Source organism: Nodularia chucula CCY0103, from assembly GCF_963923915.1.
Lineage (GTDB): Bacteria > Cyanobacteriota > Cyanobacteriia > Cyanobacteriales > Nostocaceae > Nodularia > Nodularia chucula.
Map to the genome: position 1 here is coordinate 35539 of NZ_CAWUOL010000003.1, position 18120 is coordinate 53658.

13 protein-coding genes and 1 other RNA gene are annotated in these 18120 nt (G+C 41.5%); 5 read left to right on the top strand and 9 right to left on the bottom strand.

The features are described from left to right. Positions 1 to 34 precede the first annotated feature (34 nt). A complete protein-coding gene (locus ACM0OP_RS01710) occupies positions 35 to 1237 on the bottom strand; it encodes an AAA family ATPase (RefSeq protein ID WP_414526660.1) in 1203 nt (400 codons plus the stop codon). A 769-nt stretch (positions 1238 to 2006) separates the two neighbouring features. On the opposite strand from ACM0OP_RS01710, the gene ACM0OP_RS01715 reads away from it, so the two are divergent. Then, entirely contained in the window at positions 2007 to 2462 is a 456-nt protein-coding gene (locus tag ACM0OP_RS01715; RefSeq protein WP_414526661.1) for a response regulator, read from the top strand. A 43-nt stretch (positions 2463 to 2505) separates the two neighbouring features. Here the strand turns inward: ACM0OP_RS01715 and ACM0OP_RS01720 are convergent, their stop codons facing one another. Both ACM0OP_RS01720 and ACM0OP_RS01725 read right to left on the bottom strand, forming a co-directional pair. Then, the gene (locus ACM0OP_RS01720) at positions 2506 to 3651 is read right to left on the bottom strand and encodes a hybrid sensor histidine kinase/response regulator (protein ID WP_414526662.1); all 1146 of its coding nucleotides are present in this window, start codon (positions 3649 to 3651) and stop codon (positions 2506 to 2508) included. A 27-nt stretch (positions 3652 to 3678) separates the two neighbouring features. Next, entirely contained in the window at positions 3679 to 4992 is a 1314-nt protein-coding gene (locus tag ACM0OP_RS01725) for an ATP-binding response regulator (RefSeq protein ID WP_414526663.1), read from the bottom strand. Positions 4993 to 5978: 986 nt separating this feature from the next. Between ACM0OP_RS01725 and ACM0OP_RS01730 the strand changes: the two genes are divergently transcribed. Then, positions 5979 to 6701: a response regulator gene (locus tag ACM0OP_RS01730; protein WP_414526664.1), complete on the top strand. Its 723-nt coding sequence runs from the start codon at positions 5979 to 5981 to the stop codon at positions 6699 to 6701. On the opposite strand, the gene ACM0OP_RS01735 is transcribed toward ACM0OP_RS01730, so the two are convergent. Then, a complete protein-coding gene (locus tag ACM0OP_RS01735) occupies positions 6698 to 8041 on the bottom strand; it encodes a lipid-A-disaccharide synthase-related protein (RefSeq protein ID WP_414526665.1) in 1344 nt (447 codons plus the stop codon). The two genes, ACM0OP_RS01730 and ACM0OP_RS01735, sit on opposite strands and share 4 nt — an antisense overlap. A 265-nt stretch (positions 8042 to 8306) precedes the next feature. Here ACM0OP_RS01735 and ACM0OP_RS01740 point away from each other — a divergent pair, with 265 nt between their 5' ends. Beyond that, positions 8307 to 10352, top strand: coding sequence for a BamA/TamA family outer membrane protein (locus ACM0OP_RS01740; protein WP_414526666.1), 2046 nt, complete (start codon positions 8307 to 8309; stop codon positions 10350 to 10352). A 261-nt stretch (positions 10353 to 10613) separates the two neighbouring features. Then, positions 10614 to 12170 (top strand): serine/threonine-protein kinase, encoded by a 1557-nt coding sequence (locus ACM0OP_RS01745; protein WP_414526667.1) that lies wholly within the window; start codon positions 10614 to 10616, stop codon positions 12168 to 12170. A gap of 234 nt (positions 12171 to 12404) precedes the next feature. Here ACM0OP_RS01745 and ssrA read toward each other — a convergent pair. Both ssrA and ndhM read right to left on the bottom strand, forming a co-directional pair. Further along, positions 12405 to 12797, bottom strand: a transfer-messenger RNA (tmRNA) gene (ssrA, locus tag ACM0OP_RS01750). Positions 12798 to 12933: 136 nt separating this feature from the next. After that, positions 12934 to 13293 (bottom strand): NAD(P)H-quinone oxidoreductase subunit M, encoded by a 360-nt coding sequence (gene ndhM / locus ACM0OP_RS01755; RefSeq protein WP_414526668.1) that lies wholly within the window; start codon positions 13291 to 13293, stop codon positions 12934 to 12936. A gap of 989 nt (positions 13294 to 14282) precedes the next feature. Here ndhM and ACM0OP_RS01760 point away from each other — a divergent pair. After that, on the top strand, positions 14283 to 14564 hold the full coding sequence (locus ACM0OP_RS01760) for an Npun_R1517 family heterocyst differentiation transcriptional regulator (protein ID WP_414526669.1): 282 nt from the start codon (positions 14283 to 14285) through the stop codon (positions 14562 to 14564). Between the two features lie 310 nt (positions 14565 to 14874). Here ACM0OP_RS01760 and ACM0OP_RS01765 read toward each other — a convergent pair whose 3' ends face one another. The 3 genes from ACM0OP_RS01765 to ctpB all read right to left on the bottom strand — a co-directional run bounded on the left by ACM0OP_RS01765 (position 14875) and on the right by ctpB (position 18031). Then, complete coding sequence (locus ACM0OP_RS01765) at positions 14875 to 15570, bottom strand: response regulator transcription factor (protein ID WP_414526670.1); 696 nt, start codon at positions 15568 to 15570, stop codon at positions 14875 to 14877. A 92-nt stretch (positions 15571 to 15662) separates the two neighbouring features. Next, positions 15663 to 16625, bottom strand: coding sequence for a glycosyltransferase family 2 protein (locus ACM0OP_RS01770; protein ID WP_414526671.1), 963 nt, complete (start codon positions 16623 to 16625; stop codon positions 15663 to 15665). A 68-nt stretch (positions 16626 to 16693) separates the two neighbouring features. Then, positions 16694 to 18031: a carboxyl-terminal processing protease CtpB gene (gene ctpB, locus ACM0OP_RS01775; RefSeq protein ID WP_414526672.1), complete on the bottom strand. Its 1338-nt coding sequence runs from the start codon at positions 18029 to 18031 to the stop codon at positions 16694 to 16696. Between the last annotated feature and the right edge of the window lie 89 nt (positions 18032 to 18120).

Here is an 18120-nt window from a genome sequence, read left to right on the forward strand (position 1 = left end):
GCTTTATGCGGTTAGTTCCATCCTAAAAAACCGACTACACAAAACGCTCAGTAAACTCATATATCAAATCAACCCGACCCTTGCGTAACATAGCTGGGTCTAACCGTTCAGTAGTATTGCAAGTCATCAAAACCACTAATTTTTGCTTAATTTGAATACCAGAATCATCAATGATACTTTGGTACAAAGTGCCATCTAACAAACTGAGAATATGTTCAGTTTTATTATTATATTGAGCAACTTCAGAAGCCCGATTTTGAGCCAAATTATCAGCTTCATTGATAATAATACAAATTCTTTCTAAATAATTGGGTGGTACAAAATTGGCGATCGCATCATGATCTAAAATAAAAACCACATAACCTAAAGGTACAAGAACTTCCTTAGCCACAGCCTGAGTCCACACCGTTTTACCAGTACCCGGTTCACCGTGTACCACAACAGCTAACTGATTCTGAGTTAAAATTGCTTGTTGTACTGTATCCGTAAAACCTTGAATATCTGCGGGAAAACTGCGAATCGCAAATTGACTGTGAACCTTACCCACACGACTTTGATATCCACTCAGCATCACAGCTAAATCATAAGTAGCTTTATTAATTAGCGGTGAGATATGCGTTGACATTATAGTATAGTAACGCTTTCCCCGTTCATAAGATTCAATTTGCAGCCAAGTATCGGACTTTGACCAATAAGCATAAACAGTATTAATAACTTCTAGCCGTTCCCAATTCACAAACCTTTCTACAGGAAAATAGAAATTTCTTTCCAAATAATATTGAGTAATAATATCAGGACAACCTAAAACTTCTAAAACTCGTAAGACAGTAATTTCTTGCAAGCGATTGAGAACATAATCAATTGGAATACTGCTACGACTGACCAACTGCACAATGGGGGTTTCCGTACTTAAAATATCTTGATAGCGATGGTCTGGGGATTGGGGGTCAGGGGTGATATAGTTCCAAAATTTTTCTATTTCATAACGGGTATTCTCCGATACAACACCCAGCAAATTAGCCCACCAAGTATAATTATTTCTTCCCAAAACTTCAGCAAAATTGCTTGCTAAATTAAAAGTTTTTTGAGTTAATTCTTTAGTATCATTTTGTAATAGTTCTGCTAAAAATGCCCAATCTAATTCTCTATGCAATGGTCGCCAACCACTACTAATTAAACTGGGACGATGATGATTATTGGGACTGCTTTCGTTGCTTGAAAAATAATCAAATTCCATATCTCTAAGATTATCCAGCAGTAGTTTAGTATGTTTTTATAGAATAAGAAAAATTTTAAATTTAGATGTTTAAGTATTCTACATACTACAATTGTAGCATAATAAAGTCAAGGATATAAAAATTTGAGTCAAGCAATATTTGATTTTTTGCTGCTATAGCAACCGCCCCTAAGTAGGTCGGCGTAAATAATTATTGTTGGAATAAGGCAGGGGGGCAGGGAGCAGGGGGAGAAAGAGTTTGAGATTTATTTACTTTTCCTCACATAGTTTGGTTTTATCGCACCGACTTACTTAAAACTCAGTTTTGCATCTAAGTTTAAACCGAAATATCCCGATTTTATGTTGATTTTGCCAGTAATTATTCTGTGACATGGAGACTACTGGCGGAAGGTTAACAATGGTTAAGAGGAGTTAAACAAAACAACCTTGATCATAGCCAGGATGTGAAGATATACTGATGATTGTGTATCTTTAAAGCTACAAAAATAAGTAGCAATAGATATACTACGGTAAACAATAATTTTTATATCAATTTATTATCCACTCGGCGAAAAATATTCTGTGATTTTGCGTATAATCAAGAAGTAATTGCTTAACCTATAGTTTTCATTTTTCTTTTCTATATATTTGTTGCGTAGAAAAGAATCATCCCATAGGCAAAAGCAACATCTGAGATCATGCTGAAACATTTCCATTCTATTTGCGCGGGATGTATCGGTGATCATCTCAAAAACTACCATAAATCCCCATTCAATCTTCTGGAGAACAGATGTATCTGGCACATTCATTCATGAGTGATGAAAAGAAGCAAAACTCTCAGCAGCCCTTAATTTTGGTAGTGGAAGATCATCATGATAGTCTACTGCTGATTGGTTATGCCCTTGAATCCCTTGGCTGTAGATTCATTTGTCAAAGTGATAGTTCCACTACGTTATTGGTGGCGAAAGATTATCAGCCAGACCTGATTATGTTAGATATTTTGTTACCAGGCCTGAGCGGAACTGATGTTGTGCATTATCTCAAACAAGAACCGCTAACTAGTGAAATTCCAGTGATTGCAGTGACGGCGTTAGCGAGTAGAGATGATCGAGAACGCCTGCTGTCGGCGGGTTTTGATGATTACATCAGTAAGCCTTACATGATTGAGGATCTAGAGGCCATCATTCGCCGCCGGCTATGTGGTAAGCTCAATTCTGCCTCGACTCTCAGAAGTGCTGAGTGCTAACTCAGAAGAAAATTAACTGAATAACGAATGATTTAGCCTGGGACTAGGCTTCAGGTAAAAGATGATGTTTTGGTAAGGTAACTGTAAACACACTACCTCGCCCTTGTTCAGATGAGAGTTTAACTGTACCACCGTGTGCTTCAACAATTCGGCTGGATAGATGCAACCCTAAGCCACTACCAGAACGTTTATTTCTACCTTGGCGAAATCGTTCAAATACTGTTGGTTGATCTTCCGGCGCAATCCCATAGCCTGTATCTGTAACCTGAATGATTACCCAATCTTCACCCTGAGAATTAGCTGATTTTTCGGAAATACCAACTTCTATACCTCCTGTATCTGTAAACTTGATGGCGTTACCAATTAAGTTGTTAAATACGCGTCGCAGTTCTAGAGGATCACCCATTACTACACCAGCACTTTCTTTGTTTGGATCTAAGTTACTGGTATCTATTTTGAGAGCCAAATTTTTCTCACTGGCCAGAGGGGTGAGTTCACTACTGACTTCTTGAATAATTTCTGGTAAGTTGCACACGTCATCGTTTAAGGTCTTCTTACCCGCCTCGAAGCGATAAACTTCTAGTAAGGTGTTGACCATCTGCATTAAATTTTGATTACTGCGAATCATGACGGCGATCGCCTGTTTCATTTCTGGGGAAATTTTGCAGAAGGTTTCCTGTTGAAATAAATCCAGCATTCGATCAGCAGCAACTAGCGGTGTACGCAAATCATGGGTTAAACGGGAGACAAAATCTTCGCGCTGACGAGCCATTTTTCTTTGTTCGTCCAAACTGTGTTTCAGGCGCAGCAGCGATCGCACTCTAGCCAGCAGTTCATCTGTATCAAATGGTTTGCGAATAAAATCATCTGCACCTGCATCCAAACCTTCCACAACGCTGGATTGGTGAAAGGCGGTAATTAGCAGAATGGGAATATAGTTAATATTGAGTTTGGGATTGCTGCGAATGCGCCGGGTGACTTCATAACCATCAATTCCTGGCATCATTACATCTAATAAAATCAGATCGGGGGGAGATTTTTCAATCTGCTGCAAAGCTGTTAAACCATCTGCAACTAAGTCAATCTCATAGCCCTCACTTTCGAGAATAGTCTGCACTAAAATCAGATTATCTCTAGTATCATCAACGGCGAGAATACGATCAATTTTTGGTTTTTCTACAACAGACATGGTTTATCAACGGTTTATGAGAATAATTTACAGCTTGAGATGAGGAAAACTCATTGATGCTTGACTAGATTTCGGCAAAGACTGGTGAGGATTCTGCACAGAACAAAAAATATCCTGTCCATCTAAATTTAAACTGGGGAGTCTACCCACTGTAGTTGGTGACGAAATTTGCCGTGGTATTTCAATTTTAAACATAGAACCAGCCCCTAATTGACTTTGCACAATTATTTTGCCACCCATCATTTGGACTAAGGAATCGATGATCGCTAAACCTAGTCCTGTTCCTGGATATTTGCGGGTGATACTTTGATCTACTTGTCGAAAGGGTTCAAAAATATGTTCAAAATCTCGCGGATCTATCCCAATACCTGTATCTCGAACTGCGATCGCCAATCGATTTTGAGGCAGTTCTTTCACTTCTACCCAAACACAACCAGAGTCGGTGAATTTGATAGCATTAGATAATAAATTGATTAAAATCTGCCGCATACGCACGGAATCATGAAATACTAGCGGATTTAGCATATCAATATCAACTCGCAAACACAGCTTCTTGGCTTCAGCAAGAGAACGCATTTCAGCAATCACAATATTAATCACTTTTGTTAAATCAAATAATTCCGACTTTAATTCTAGTCGCCCCCCTTGCAACTTAGAAAAATCCAGAACCTCATTTAATAACATTAGCAAGTGTTTACCATTATTCAAAATGCGCTCCACCATATCAGTTTGCTGATGAGTGAGCTTACCAAACTTTGGGCGCAACATTATTTGTGAAAATCCAATAATGGCATTCATGGGAGTCCGCAATTCATGGGAAATAGTGGCAAAAAACTGAGATTTCAGCCGTGATGCTTCTAATAACTTTAAGTTTTGCCACTGAATTTGTTGCTTTTGTCGTTCTATCTCTTGTTTTTGGCGAATTAGTTGCTGGTTTGCCACATCTGTCTGCATTTCAGCCTTCTGTATGCGAATGGCATAGCGGAGAATCTGTACTAATGTTTCTGAACATAACCTGGACTGAGAAAGATACTCTGTAGCCCCAGCTTTCATCAGTTTGATAGTAATTTCTTCATCTTTTGGGGCGTTAAGAACTACTAAAGGCACTTTGGTTTCCACAGAATGGAGTCGTTGAATCAGTGCCAAAACGTCCTCATCTGGTTGGTGATAATTTAGGAAAATACAATCATAAGTTGTAGTGTTTAAGGCAGTGAGTGCGTCATGTCCATCAGTTACCTCTGAAATTTCCACACAAATATCATCATTATTCAGAGTCTGACAAACCACCATGCGATCTACTTTATCATTGTCTACAACCAAAATTTTCAGCGTCTGTTTCATTGGTTTTTATTTTCGCTGTCAAATACAGGTTGATGTATAGCATCTCTATGTTCAAAATATCCCACTAAATAATTTTGATTTTAGATATGATTTTTGATATTCCAATTATCAACAATCAGAATATTCCTGAGTAGAGATGTGATTTTTACAAGAGTGGTCATCATTGTTACTACATAAGTTGCTCTTAATTAACTGCTCTGGTGGAGCAAATTGACATAAAGTTGGATAAAATACTTTATTAACTCTCAAAACCATTGTAAATGAGTGAACTAATGGCCGTCCTCAGTCATTAGTGAGAGTTACGTACTCAAATGTTGCGCCGTAAGCGTGACCAATTTTCATCACTAGGTTACTAAGCCTAATTCCTGATACAAGCACAGTTAAACAGTCAAATCATCTCCATTATTTTATTGACCATCGCTCAGTTAGACAGTTATCAAAGTTACTAAATATTTCTGCTTTTACTCCGGTATACTACTGTAACCATAATTTTTTTTTGCTGAATTTGTCAGATCTTCACCTGTAGGTAAACTGCTAATTAATAGAAATATAGGACTCCTATTTACTTGTGCAACCAATTCAGTACAATTATCTCCAAAAATCTCCCGATTCCCCACGTCTGACCTACCCCAAGCCAGCAATCAAAAACTCAGGCTGATTCCCATCAGTCGTTTTTTTGCTTTTTAGGAAGAATTTGGAATATTATGAAATAATGAATAGGTTGTTAATACTGGAGGCATGACATCAAGGGGCATGAATTTTATATTTCATTTCACTATTTCATATTGGTGGTAGAAATAACGATATATCTTTAGCTAGATTTTGAACCAAACTGAGGATGAAAAATCTAGAATTTCGGTATCTCTAGCGAGGGATGCTGGCAGATCAAAAAATCCTCTATCTTTGGGTTGGTAAAATAAGATAAACTGCATAAAAAAGGTCATATTATATTCTCACCGATACAATCATCAACAACGAGTATGGCAATGAATGAAATAAGCATTATTCTAATAGAAGATCATGATCTGACCAGAATGGGACTAAGGGCGGCATTACAATCTCACGGCGGTTTGAAAGTAATTGGTGAAGCAGCTAATGCGACTCAAGGACTAAAACTTTTGGAAACCGCTAAACCTGATGTAGCAGTGGTAGATATTGGTTTACCAGACATGGATGGGATTGAACTGACGCGCAAGTTTAGACGCTATCAAACAGAAACAGGGCAAACTGCGACTAAAATCCTGATTTTGACAATGGATCACACTGAAGATGCGGTATTGGCTGCATTTGCTGCTGGTGCAGACTCTTATTACATGAAAGAAACCAGCATTAATAAGTTAACCGAAGCTATACAAGCAACTCATGCGGGTAACTCTTGGATTGATCCAGCGATCGCCAATGTGGTATTACGGAAAATGCGCCAAGGGATTCCCGGAGAAACCCAAGCGGCGGATAAACACAAAACCGTGAAAATTGAAGCCCTAGCTACGGAATATGAACAAGTTTTAGAAACCTATCCTCTGACTCAACGGGAACTAGAAATTCTAGAATTGATTGTCGCCGGATGCAGCAATGGGCAAATTGCCGAACAACTGTACATCACCGTGGGGACAGTGAAAACTCATGTGCGGAATATTCTGAATAAGCTGTGTGCAGATGATCGGACTCAAGCCGCAGTTAGGGCTTTGCGTTCTGGTTTAGTTGGTTAAAAATTCTCATGGTAAAACTTTTGATATAAACAATCCGCAATCCTACGGGCTGCTCCCGGTTTACCCATGCGCCGGATACCGTTGTCGGAAATCCTTTGCAAAGTGTCAGGATTTTGTAACAGGGATTGCAGCATCTGGGGAACTTGTCCCGGATTGTCTACTAGTAATAGAGATGGTCCTAAAAGTCGGCTTTGAGCTTCGGCAAAGGCTGGAGTATATTGGGGACCTTGACCCGGAATGGCGATCGCCGGTTTTCCTAAACCAATGAATTGTTCTGTAGCTGTCCCAGCCATAGCGATCGCTACATCCCCCCAGTATAAACAATCATTATAGGCTTGTTGTGTGACGACAAAATAACCGTTACCTTGCTTAAATATTAAGGCATCAGGATCAGAAATGGTTAGAGGAGATGCTGTATAGGGTTGCCAACCTTGGGCTTGAATAAATGGGGATAACTGACTGACATCTAAACCCGGTGCGATCGCCCCCAAAAATATCACATTTCCAGAACTTCCTAAAATTGCATTTTCTTCCAAGTAACTCATCATCAATGCAGACACAGCAGCCATAATCACTTCCCAGTTAGCGTAAGCTTCCGGGGGACGAGAACCAGGTAACAGAGTGATTACTAATGGTTTAACCATTTCTGACGCAACATCTGCTGCTGAAAACCTTGGTTCTAAATCATCCATCATGGGATTACCCACATCAAAAGCCGGAATTGACCACTTTTGCAATATTTCCGTAGTCAGCGCATCTCTGGGAAACACCGCCTGACAACGGCTACTACTCATCAACCAACGTTCCCAAGGATGATAAATCGAACCAGAAAAGTTTTCCCAACGCGCACCTTTTGACTTTCTGGGTAATATACCGACCTCATCCCGGACATAATATTCTGATTTTGCAGTCCCGACAAAAGCATAGTCAGTACCACTAAAATAGGCAAATAATAAAGGGACAATATCTCCCACAGCTAAAATAGCAGTCTGATTACCTAATTTTTTTTGGGAACTTACCCAACGCCGCATAGCTTGAATTTGATTAACAGTAAGTTGCACCAAACCCCCCCGAACATCCCGCACTAATTGCCGCCCATCCATATAAATAAAGCCCCCAGAAGGCATGGTGCGTACAGTACCAATACAGGGGATACCCAACTTCGTATAAGCCCGCCCTTCACCCACTAAAGGTAACGCAAAGATATCTGGGGAGTTTTCTTGTTCCTGGAGTTGCTGCAAAATGCTCACAGCAATGACATCTTCTCCATGACCATTGCTTAAAACTAATAACTGCAACTTCTCGTTTGGTTTGGGAATTAATTCGGAGATATCACTCATAGTTAGGTTTATTTTTGCCAACTTACGCTTACTGGTGGATTTCCTAGAGCTATATGACGAGTATATTCATATATTCCTGAGTCCATCTGATTAACAAGTAGAGAAAATTGTTGCAGCTATATCAGAAACAAAATCTCAAAATTCGTTGTCTCTTTTAACAAGAGGTATAAATGAGGATATAAATCCGCCAAGTAGCTGGAAGTTAGTATTATCCTCGTTACTTCACCTCAAAACAACTAACTACCAGTGATATAGATTAAATACTATGCGACTTTCTTCTGCTACACTTCTGACTTTAGCTACCTTGGCAGCTAGTAATCTTACACAACAAGCAACAGCGAAATCCGTTGTATTACCTTCACCGGATCAACCAGGGGAAAATTCGCTGCGACCAGTGACGGAAGAAACACCCACACGAGTTGAAAACATTGCCTCTCCAGAAACTTTCACCACTGAACAATTTTCCCAAAATAATCAAAATAATATTGTTCTGCCAATAAGTGTAGAAAGAGACACCGCTACCCCATCCTTTTCATCTAATTCTGCTGTCATTTCTTCTACACCCACTGATAATAACTTAGTAGTCACTGCTACAGATGTTCAAATATTAGGAGTCAGTGAGGAATTGCAACAGATTATCCGCCAAGTGATTAGAACCAGACTCGGCGGTGATACTAGTGAAAATCAGCTACAAACAGATGTCGCAGCAATTTTAGAAACTGGTTTATTTACCAGTGCTAACGTTAATACTACTACCACCCCCAATGGACTAAATGTAGTGTATCAGGTGCAACCAGTGCTATTGCGATCGCTAGAACTAGCCAATGCCAAGGTACTCACTTATTCTGTAGTCCAAGAACGTTTTCAACCCTTAATAGGTCAACCCATCAGTCCCACAGCCATCGAGCAAGCTATAGAACAAATTGACCAATGGTACGCCGACAATGGTTATCCCCTCGCCAATGTTCTCTCAGCTCAACCCAGCAGGGAAGGTATTCTCAGGGTGAATGTAGCAGAAGGCTTAGTCAATAACATTAAGTTTCGCTTCATTAACGAAGAAGGAAAAACCGTTGATAGCAAAGGGGAAGCAGTCACAGGACGCACCCAACCGGACTTTCTGCGTCAGCAATTACAACTCCAACCAGGGCAAGTTTTTCAAGAAACTACTCTGCGCCAAGATGTGCAGCAGTTATATCGTACCGGCTTATTTGAAACTGTCAATGTGGCCTTTGAAGGTGACGCTAGCAAACTAGATTTAATTTACGAAGTCAAAGAATTGGGAGCGCGTGCTATTAACGTCGGTGGTAGCTTTAACGCGGATTTAGGATTATTAGGCACATTAACCTATCAAGACCAGAATATTGGCGGCATTAATAATAATTTAGCTGTAAATGTGGGTGTGAGTCGCAATGATTTGCAGTTTAACACCACCTTAGCTAGTCCCTACCGTCCCACAGAGCCGGACACTTTAGGTTACTCAGTTAATGCTTTCCGTCGGCGAGAAATTTCTCAAACTTTAGATAACAAGATTCCCCTCTCCAATGGCGATACAGTGCGAGAAGGTCAAATTGGGACTCGGATTAGCTTCGAGCAACCTTTAGATAGTTGGAATACCACCCTGGGATTAAATTATACTCGTACTACTATCCGCGATCGCCAAGGTAATATTACCCCCACAGACGCAGAAGGTAATCGCCTCTCAGCCAGCGAAACCGGCATAGATGATTTAGCTACAGTCTCCTTTACCGCCTCCCAAGACAACCGAGATAATGTCTTCAATCCCACTCAAGGTTCTGTACTCAGTGTCAGTACAGAACAATCTTTACCAGTTGGTCAAGGTAATATTGCCATGAATCGGCTGAAGGCCAACTACACACAATATTTACCAGTTAAGCTATTTAACACGAATAACGACCAGCCACAAGTATTCGCCGTCAATTTTCAAGCCGGTACAGTCATTGGGGACTTACCACCTTATGAAAGTTTTAACTTAGGGGGTTCTAATTCCGTCAGGGGTTACGATAGCGGAGAAATTGGTAGTGGTCGCAGTTATGTATTAGCCACCGCAGAATATCGCTTTCCCATCGTGCCAGTATTGGGAGGTGTAGTATTTGCCGATTTTGCCTCAGATTTAGGCTCTGGTGATACTGTAATAGGAAATCCCGCCGGTATGCGTGGCAAACCCGGTAATGGTTTTGGCTATGGCGCTGGCGTGCGTATAAACTCACCTCTAGGCTTAATCCGCGCAGATTATGGTATTAATGACCAGGGAGAAAGCAAAGTACATTTAGGCATCGGGCAGAGATTTTAATCTATAGTTGGGGACTGGGGACTGGGGACTAGGGATTGGGGACTGGGTATTGGGTATTGAGAAGTAACAATCTTTCCCCACACTTCCCACACCTCCCACACCTCCCACACTCCCCACACTTCCTTGGCGGTTGTTATGCATACCGGAAAAGCTGTTAATATAATCGGGAGGTTTTCATCACACCCATATTTATTAATCTCTCGGAAAAATCGGTAATTCGGTAATATCTGCTTACTCAGCACTCAGCAATCAGCACTTCCTATGTTAGCAGGCACAACTTTACAGGATGGCAAATACACCCTTAACCAGGAAATAGGACGCGGCGGTTTCGGCATCACCTTTAAAGCTATTCATCACTACTTGGGTCAAGAAGTGGTGATGAAAACTATTAATGAAAAACTCCGCCAACATCCTGATTTTGCCAAATTCGAGCGCCAATTCCAAGACGAAGCCAGAAGATTAGCTACTTGTATCCATCCTCATATTGTCCGCGTCAGTGACTTTTTTGTTGAAGATGGACTACCTTACATGGTGATGGAATATGTTCCCGGTGACACCTTGGGACAAGCATTTGTCTTACCGGCAATTCCTTTACCAGAAGCCACAGCAATTCATTATATTCGCCAAATTGGTTCAGCGTTACAAGTAGTACATAACAACGGTTTGCTGCATCGGGATATCAAGCCAGATAATATTATTCTGCGTCAAGGAACTCAGGAAGTAGTGCTGATTGACTTTGGCATTGCCCGCGAATTTAATAATGGTGTTAGGCAAACTCACACTGGGATAGTTTCTGAAGGCTATGCTCCCCTGGAACAGTATTTGACCCAAGCACAGCGTACACCCGCTACAGATGTTTATGGTTTGGCTGCGACTTTGTATGCTTTATTGACAGCACAAGTTCCCTTACCAGCATTATTGCGCGATCGCGAAACAATGCCATCTCCCCGCGAACTACAACCCCATCTGAGTGCAGCAGTTAACGAAGCCATCATGCGTGGTATGGCTATAGAACCACAATTCCGCCCACCTACAGTAGCAGAATGGTTGCAATTATTGCCTGGAAGTCCGATGCATACCAACCATCCACTACCAACTAACGCAGTAGCAACTGTAGTTTTACCTGTGGAAAAACAGCGCCCCAAACGCCAAAAAACTCCACTCAGTAGTTATAAACAGCTATCACTGCCTCAGAAGCAAGGAGCAGTTAAAGTAGGCATAGCCTTGACTATAGCCTTTCTCGCTGGTACAGCAGGCTTTGGCATCACTAGTCTATTCTCTGGGTTTCAACCCAAGTCAACTTCATCACCTCTGTTTGAAAACCCAGAATTTGAACCAGAACCAAAACTACCATCAGCTGATTTACCCTCTGCTGAAGAACTCGAAAATAACAACAGAAAACCACGCACTACTTCACCACGTAATGCTGCGCCAGTTAGAACTACCAGACAACCCCAGCGCAATATTCCTGTTTCGCAAGATCAAACTTCAGATCCTAGTAGCAGTCCTTTTGGTGAAAGTGAAAAAACTAGTTCCAGTCAAGAGCCTTCCGGTACTAACAATACTTCTACACGTTCATTAGTAGAGAGACTGCGGGAAGTCCGTTCCACCCGTGAGGCTTTACCCCAGCCATCACCGGAAAATAGCTTACCCAAAACTAGTCAAGATATTATTTTACCCCCACCAGTGAAACCCTCAAATCCTACAATTATACCCACGGAGCCAGTACCTACAGAAACCAACCCCTCACCCCCTCCCACTGTAGTAGTCCCCACTGTAGAAAACAAATCAGATTCCTTCGTACTTCCTAGCGAATAGATCCTATGGCGACAGCCAAGGAGGTGTGGGGGAAGAGGCAGGGGTAGGGGTGCAGGATGCAGGGTGCAGGGGGGAAAGATTGTTACTTCTCAATATCCAATCACCAACTTGCACTGAGCGTAGCCGAAGTATCCCCAGTCCCAGTCCCTAATCCCCAATCCCTAATCACCAATCCCCATAAAAGACAAAATCCACCTAAACATCTCAGTTTCAGGTGGAATTGCTTGTGATTTATAGTGGATCCGAGCAGAGTCGAACTGCTGTCCAAATTGGGTATTTACACCCCGCTCATTCACAGGTTTAGCCTTTCTGACCCTCAAGGCGGGAATCGTTCATTATCCCGAACGTAGGATGCTCTGATTAAGTCTTAGCTAACAAGCCAACCAGAGAACACTTGTTAGAGCGTCCGTTGAGGGTTGGTCTCTAGTCCTTAACGGAGTCAAACCAGAGACGCTCGAACCTTTGAGAGGTTTTTATGCAGCTGCTACTGTAGCAGGCTTACGAGCAAAGCTAACGATGTTATTCGCATTTACTTTTGTTTTGAGCCTTTGATTTCCGAGAGGAGACTCACTCTCGACCTGAATCACAGAGTAGCTTTCGCCAACCTGTCGAAACCGTTACGGACCCATGTTATCTTCTATGTCCTAATTATAATACGTCGTTGGGGAAATGTGTTAAGAAGAAAAATTTTTCGCTTTTTGCCTTCTAGAAAGTTTGGGGGTGTGGTAGTACAAACCCCCTAGAATTGAGAAATTCAATATTTCTACTGATTTTCTGTAGCGGCGACTTGAGGAAGTCCCATGCTGTAGTTGGTGACACGAGCTGACAGGTTGTAGCTAATTTCACCTTTTTGCAGGAGCGATCGCAAATAATGCTCTAGGTCTGATCCAATGCGGCGTAAGTTATAATCTGTTAAATCAGCGCCACTAGATGCTTCTACTAGTTCATCAAACTGGCGATAAACTTTTTGTAAAGCATCTTCATTCCAGTTAAATTCGTTGTCTGGGTCAATGTCTAAGGTTAAGACCTGGTTACTAGGAATCAGTTCGCCATCCCGGTCAATTTCTGCTGCAAAAATGCGGATATGTCGGGTTGTGGACTTGAGTAGTATCGCGTTATCCATAAAAGGGTGTCAGGTTTGCTTTAGTTACACTGAATTGACATTCTCCGGGAGCCAAGCCACAGAGATTTTTGGTTGGATGAGAAGGGGAGGGTTAATCAACATCATTATTCATGGTCGGAAATATTTGTCAACCCTTGCCTGCTTGAACTAGGTGACTGGCGTTACTTGATCTACAAATGCTTCTTTCCTCCAGGGTTAACTTTCCCATCGCCCCTCGGTGGTTGGATGACTGCACATTGTCTTTGAGACTTATGCTGATTTTCCGGTGAGTCTGAATCTTGTAGGGAATTTCAGCTGCTTCCCTGAATGGAAATAGTCACCGAACAAAGTATAACCTGTTCACAATGTGGATTTGAGAGAGGTTGATTACCCTAACTATTGAAATTATTTTATCATTAATAGATTTTCCAGGATACTCCTGGCTAATATAAACAAAGTTCCCCTGCAATAACTGAGGTTATTTCAGTTTTGATGATTTTCATAACACTATGATTTTACTTGTGCTTAATTTATTCATTACCATCTCTGTAATTTTGAGTTTGAATAAAACTTACATCAAGTAATTGTACTTAATTATCTGAGAACTACCTCTAGCTTTAATACTAGGGAAAAAACCAGAAATCATCCTTACGTATAAACACTAAAAAATCAGTAAAATCTAGAACTGCTATCAATTCAAACATAAAGTTAATGTAAAAACTTTTGAAAATATTGAAGAACTTCTTACAGAAACTTTATTGTATAAGATATCAAAAACTGAATAATAGTTATGGTTTAGCTAAAAGCACATCTGGCTGAAAAACATTATGACTTAGCCTGGAACGACTATGTAGAAAAAACACAGGAGAGTGAATATAGAAGACAAATGTTGTGGATTAAAGAAATAATTTTAATTCCAGCACGCTGAATACAAAAAAAATATAAAGGATTTTGGCTGGGGATATTCTTCCTCATCCTGATGACCACCCAGTAACCTAATACTCAAAATTATGAACTCTAAAGCATTACCACGCCAGATAGATAATATCGAAGTAGGTGTTTATGAATGCGAAATACATCTAAAATTCCGGCTGCTTGAGGAAAAAAGTCTATTGGGCGATCGCGAACAGCTATTACAGGTGTTGCTGGACGCTTTGACCGAAGGCTCAGATGAGTTTCTAGAAACACTGCAAGCGTCTGTAAAGGCGCAAGAGGTCTCTGAGTTCAAAGCCTCACCCCAAATGCGCCGCCAGTTGATGCGCTTGCGTAATGCGGTTGACAATAGCCAATAGAAAAACGAAAAATCTCCAGCACCTATTCAGTAATCACAAAATCTGGTTGAAGTTGTGTTACCACTGCTTATTTGATAGTTGGGCTTGATCAAATTTCTCTGTATGCTTGAGTAATTTTAGTAGAGTGGTTGGAAAACGCGAAATTTAAAACTTTTAACCCCTCATTTTTGATTAACTGCGGTATTCTCATCTCTATTTTGGATATGACCGCAGTTTTTACATTTAGAGTAGGGAGTGGGGAGTGTGGGGAGTGTGGGGAGATGCAAAAAATTCTAAACCAATTCACAGCCAGCTTTTGACTGTTGAATTTCTATTTAGCAAGTCCGTGTTCTAAGGCAAACCGAACTAACTCAGTGCGGCTATTAGTCCCAGTTTTACTAAATAAACGACTGACGTATTTTTCGACGTTCCGGACGCTGGTTTCTAAGCGCCGAGCAATTTCTTTGTTCATCAACCCTTCCGCTACCAAATTTAAAACACTTTGCTCTCTGGGGGTCAAATCAATTTTAAAGGGGGCTGGGGATTGGGAGATGGCAGTTCTTTGAGTTAACAAAGCTTTAATTTGAGCAATTTGATTTGCTAGTTCTGCTATGTCTATATTTTCGCCTTCTTCACCGCCAGTTGTAGCTTTTGTGAGGCGGCGAGTTAGTAAATTCTCTACTATTGCCACTAATTCATCGGGATCGAAGGGCTTGGGTAAGTATGCATCAACACCTGCTTGGTATCCCTGAATGCGATCGCCTGTCATCCCTTTAGCAGTTAAAAATATGACTGGGAGTGTTTGAAACCGGGGATCATCTCGCAGTTGTTTGAGGAACTGATAACCATCCACTTGGGGCATCATGATATCAGAAATGACTAAATCCGGTGTATTCTGTTGCATCAAATCCCAGCCTTCACGGGCGTTACTGGCAACTTGAACGCTGAAACCGCTTTCTTGTAAATAATCTTTGACGGCTTCCCTTAATCCCGGTTCATCGTCTACCAGTAACAATTGTGCTGACATTGAAATTTCCCTGTGTTTACTTTATTTCCAATTTAGCGAAAGTTAGCAACTATTGGTGTATTTTCGCCAGCAGGCTTGTAAACTGATTGCGCTTATAGCCAGTCAATGTTTTCTGCTTTTTCTGGTAACTGCGCCTTTCTTTGTCCTACAGAACGCGCTCTAGTAGTGAATAAGGTAATGGGAGTATTTAATAAGTCTACAACAGAGGCTTTACCTGCGATCGCCTGTAAAATATCTCTTGGTACTTCCTTTAATAACCAACGTGCTAAGTAATAGCCATATTCTGCAACCGTCATTTCTGGCATTAATTCCACACCGTGCAGTTGATGTAGATAGCGATTAGAACGCCCATAGCGTCGCCATTGACTTGCTAATTCCTGGAGAGTGGAGCGGTGGCGGTGCTGGATAATTGCATCTGGGGCAAATTCTAACCGCCCGATATTGGAGCGCAAAATCCGCCAACAAATGTCAGCATCACCACCAGTAGTGAGATAGGGTCGAAATAGACCTGCTGTTTTTAAAGCTAGGCGGCGAATTGCTAAATTAGCGGTTTGACCGTAAGGACAAAAGGAATGAGTCAGAGTATGCTTTTGAGATAAGGTTTCTTGACGTTCCGCGTGTTTTTCTAGGATGCTTTTACCCATCAGCGCCGCAATTTCACCAGCTACAATCACTACATCTGGATCACTAAAAGGCTGAATTAACGAGTGTAGCCATTGCGGTTGGGGATGACAATCGGCATCTGTAAAGGCCAAAATTTCGCCCACAGCAGCGCGGATACCAGTATTGCGGGCTGCGTAAGAGCTTTGAATTTGATTTTCGCTTAAAACACGAATTACCGGGGAATTTGCCGCAGATTCTTGTAGCAGAGTCAGAGTGCGATCGCTACTATTATTATCCACAAACAAATACTCTACCCGGTCTTGAGGGTAAGTTTGAGATAGCAGACAATTGATTAAATCTGGTAAATCTGCCTCCCCGTTATAAATAGGAACAACCACTGATACCATTGGGAGGAAACTGTTGGTAGTGGTTGCATCAAGTAGCCGATTCATAAATTATCAGATTTATGGGAGATGGGATCACCAATTAGTATTAGCATTCCCAGTCCCAATCCTCCCCACTAAAATTTTAAATCTCTAGCCCCAGAACTCATCGGTTGCAGAATTTGGCTGGCTGGAGGTTGAGCAAAATTGTTACTGGCTAATGCGGCGATCGCTCTGGCATATTGTGGATCTTGTTGCGTACCAACTAAATTGGGATTACTCGCCAGTTGACGTTCCTGCGCTGCGGTTAACTCCATTTTGATATCTGGGACAATACCTTTTTTATTAATATCCGTACCTTTAGGAGTGTAATAGTGAGCAATAGTCACTGCCAAACCTGAACCATCCGCCAGTTGATGCACAGATTGCACCATTGCTTTCCCATAGGTTTTACTACCAATCACCACAGCCCGGTTATTATCCTTCAGCGCCCCAGTCAGAATTTCGCTAGCACTAGCTGAATTACCATCCACCAGTACAGCCAAAGGTCTTTGAGTCAGGGCGGTACGATTAGCGTTAGTTACCTCACTCCCTCCAGCCCGATTAACTGTGCGGACAATACCACCATCATCCAACCACATTCGCGCAATTTCAATACTGGAATTTAACAGTCCACCACCGTTTCCGCGCAAATCCAAGACAAAAGCATCAGCTTGTTGATTGTTTAAATCTTGAATCGCCCGACGCATTTGCTCCGATGCATGGCCGCTAAACTCCCGCAGGCGAATATAACCAACCCGGCGATTTCCTTCTCGCTTCAGGGTATAACGCACTGTTGGCACTTCAATTGTTGCCCTTGTCAGCTGCACATCAAAAGCATTTTGCCCTGATCTTCTCAGTTGCAGGTTTATAGGAGTACCAACTTGACCGCGAATTAAGCTAGAAGCCTGTTCCACTGCCATTTGCTGAGTGGATTTACCATCAATTGCCAAAATCTCATCGCCTGGTCTAATTCCAGCTTGCAGCGCCGGCGAATTTTCGATAGCTTCCAACACAGTCAGGCGCTTACTTTGCTGATTCACTTCCATGCGAATCCCAATCCCGGAGACTTCCCCCGATGTTTGGCTGGTGAGAGCTTGATATTGTTGAGGGTCCATGAACCGCGTATAAGGATCACCCAGTTTTTGCAGAGCTTCCCTAATCGCCACATAAGCTTGTTCGTTAGAAGAATATTCTTTACTTAATAAAGTCTGTCTTGTGGCTAGCCAATCTTGTTGATTGAAATTGCCATCAATATACTCACGATTTACCAATTGCCATACTTGGTCAACTAACGCTTTCGGACTATCTTGTAAAGCGGCAAGAACGCAGCGAGTCCAAGCAGAGCCAAATACCGAGGCAGTAGTGGTTGTGGCAATAGCTCCACCAATTAAGACTACTTGGAGCGGCGAGTAATGTTTCGCAGATTGGTTCATGTATATCAGTTGAATATAGTTGTGTTATTGACAGTTTAACAATCAGGCTTTTGGTGGGAAATTTTTCAGTTGCTATACTTCATGAATTT

What these genes read in the sequence shown, in the direction of transcription:
- ACM0OP_RS01710 (WP_414526660.1), bottom strand. Translation starts at nt 1,237, where the DNA reads ATGGAATTTGATTATTTTTCAAGCAACGAAAGCAGTCCCAATAATCAT.
- ACM0OP_RS01715 (WP_414526661.1), top strand. Translation starts at nt 2,007, where the DNA reads ATGTATCTGGCACATTCATTCATGAGTGATGAAAAGAAGCAAAACTCT.
- ACM0OP_RS01720 (WP_414526662.1), bottom strand. Translation starts at nt 3,651, where the DNA reads ATGTCTGTTGTAGAAAAACCAAAAATTGATCGTATTCTCGCCGTTGAT.
- ACM0OP_RS01725 (WP_414526663.1), bottom strand. Translation starts at nt 4,992, where the DNA reads ATGAAACAGACGCTGAAAATTTTGGTTGTAGACAATGATAAAGTAGAT.
- ACM0OP_RS01730 (WP_414526664.1), top strand. Translation starts at nt 5,979, where the DNA reads ATGAATGAAATAAGCATTATTCTAATAGAAGATCATGATCTGACCAGA.
- ACM0OP_RS01735 (WP_414526665.1), bottom strand. Translation starts at nt 8,041, where the DNA reads ATGAGTGATATCTCCGAATTAATTCCCAAACCAAACGAGAAGTTGCAG.
- ACM0OP_RS01740 (WP_414526666.1), top strand. Translation starts at nt 8,307, where the DNA reads ATGCGACTTTCTTCTGCTACACTTCTGACTTTAGCTACCTTGGCAGCT.
- ACM0OP_RS01745 (WP_414526667.1), top strand. Translation starts at nt 10,614, where the DNA reads ATGTTAGCAGGCACAACTTTACAGGATGGCAAATACACCCTTAACCAG.
- ndhM (WP_414526668.1), bottom strand. Translation starts at nt 13,293, where the DNA reads ATGGATAACGCGATACTACTCAAGTCCACAACCCGACATATCCGCATT.
- ACM0OP_RS01760 (WP_414526669.1), top strand. Translation starts at nt 14,283, where the DNA reads ATGAACTCTAAAGCATTACCACGCCAGATAGATAATATCGAAGTAGGT.
- ACM0OP_RS01765 (WP_414526670.1), bottom strand. Translation starts at nt 15,570, where the DNA reads ATGTCAGCACAATTGTTACTGGTAGACGATGAACCGGGATTAAGGGAA.
- ACM0OP_RS01770 (WP_414526671.1), bottom strand. Translation starts at nt 16,625, where the DNA reads ATGAATCGGCTACTTGATGCAACCACTACCAACAGTTTCCTCCCAATG.
- ctpB (WP_414526672.1), bottom strand. Translation starts at nt 18,031, where the DNA reads ATGAACCAATCTGCGAAACATTACTCGCCGCTCCAAGTAGTCTTAATT.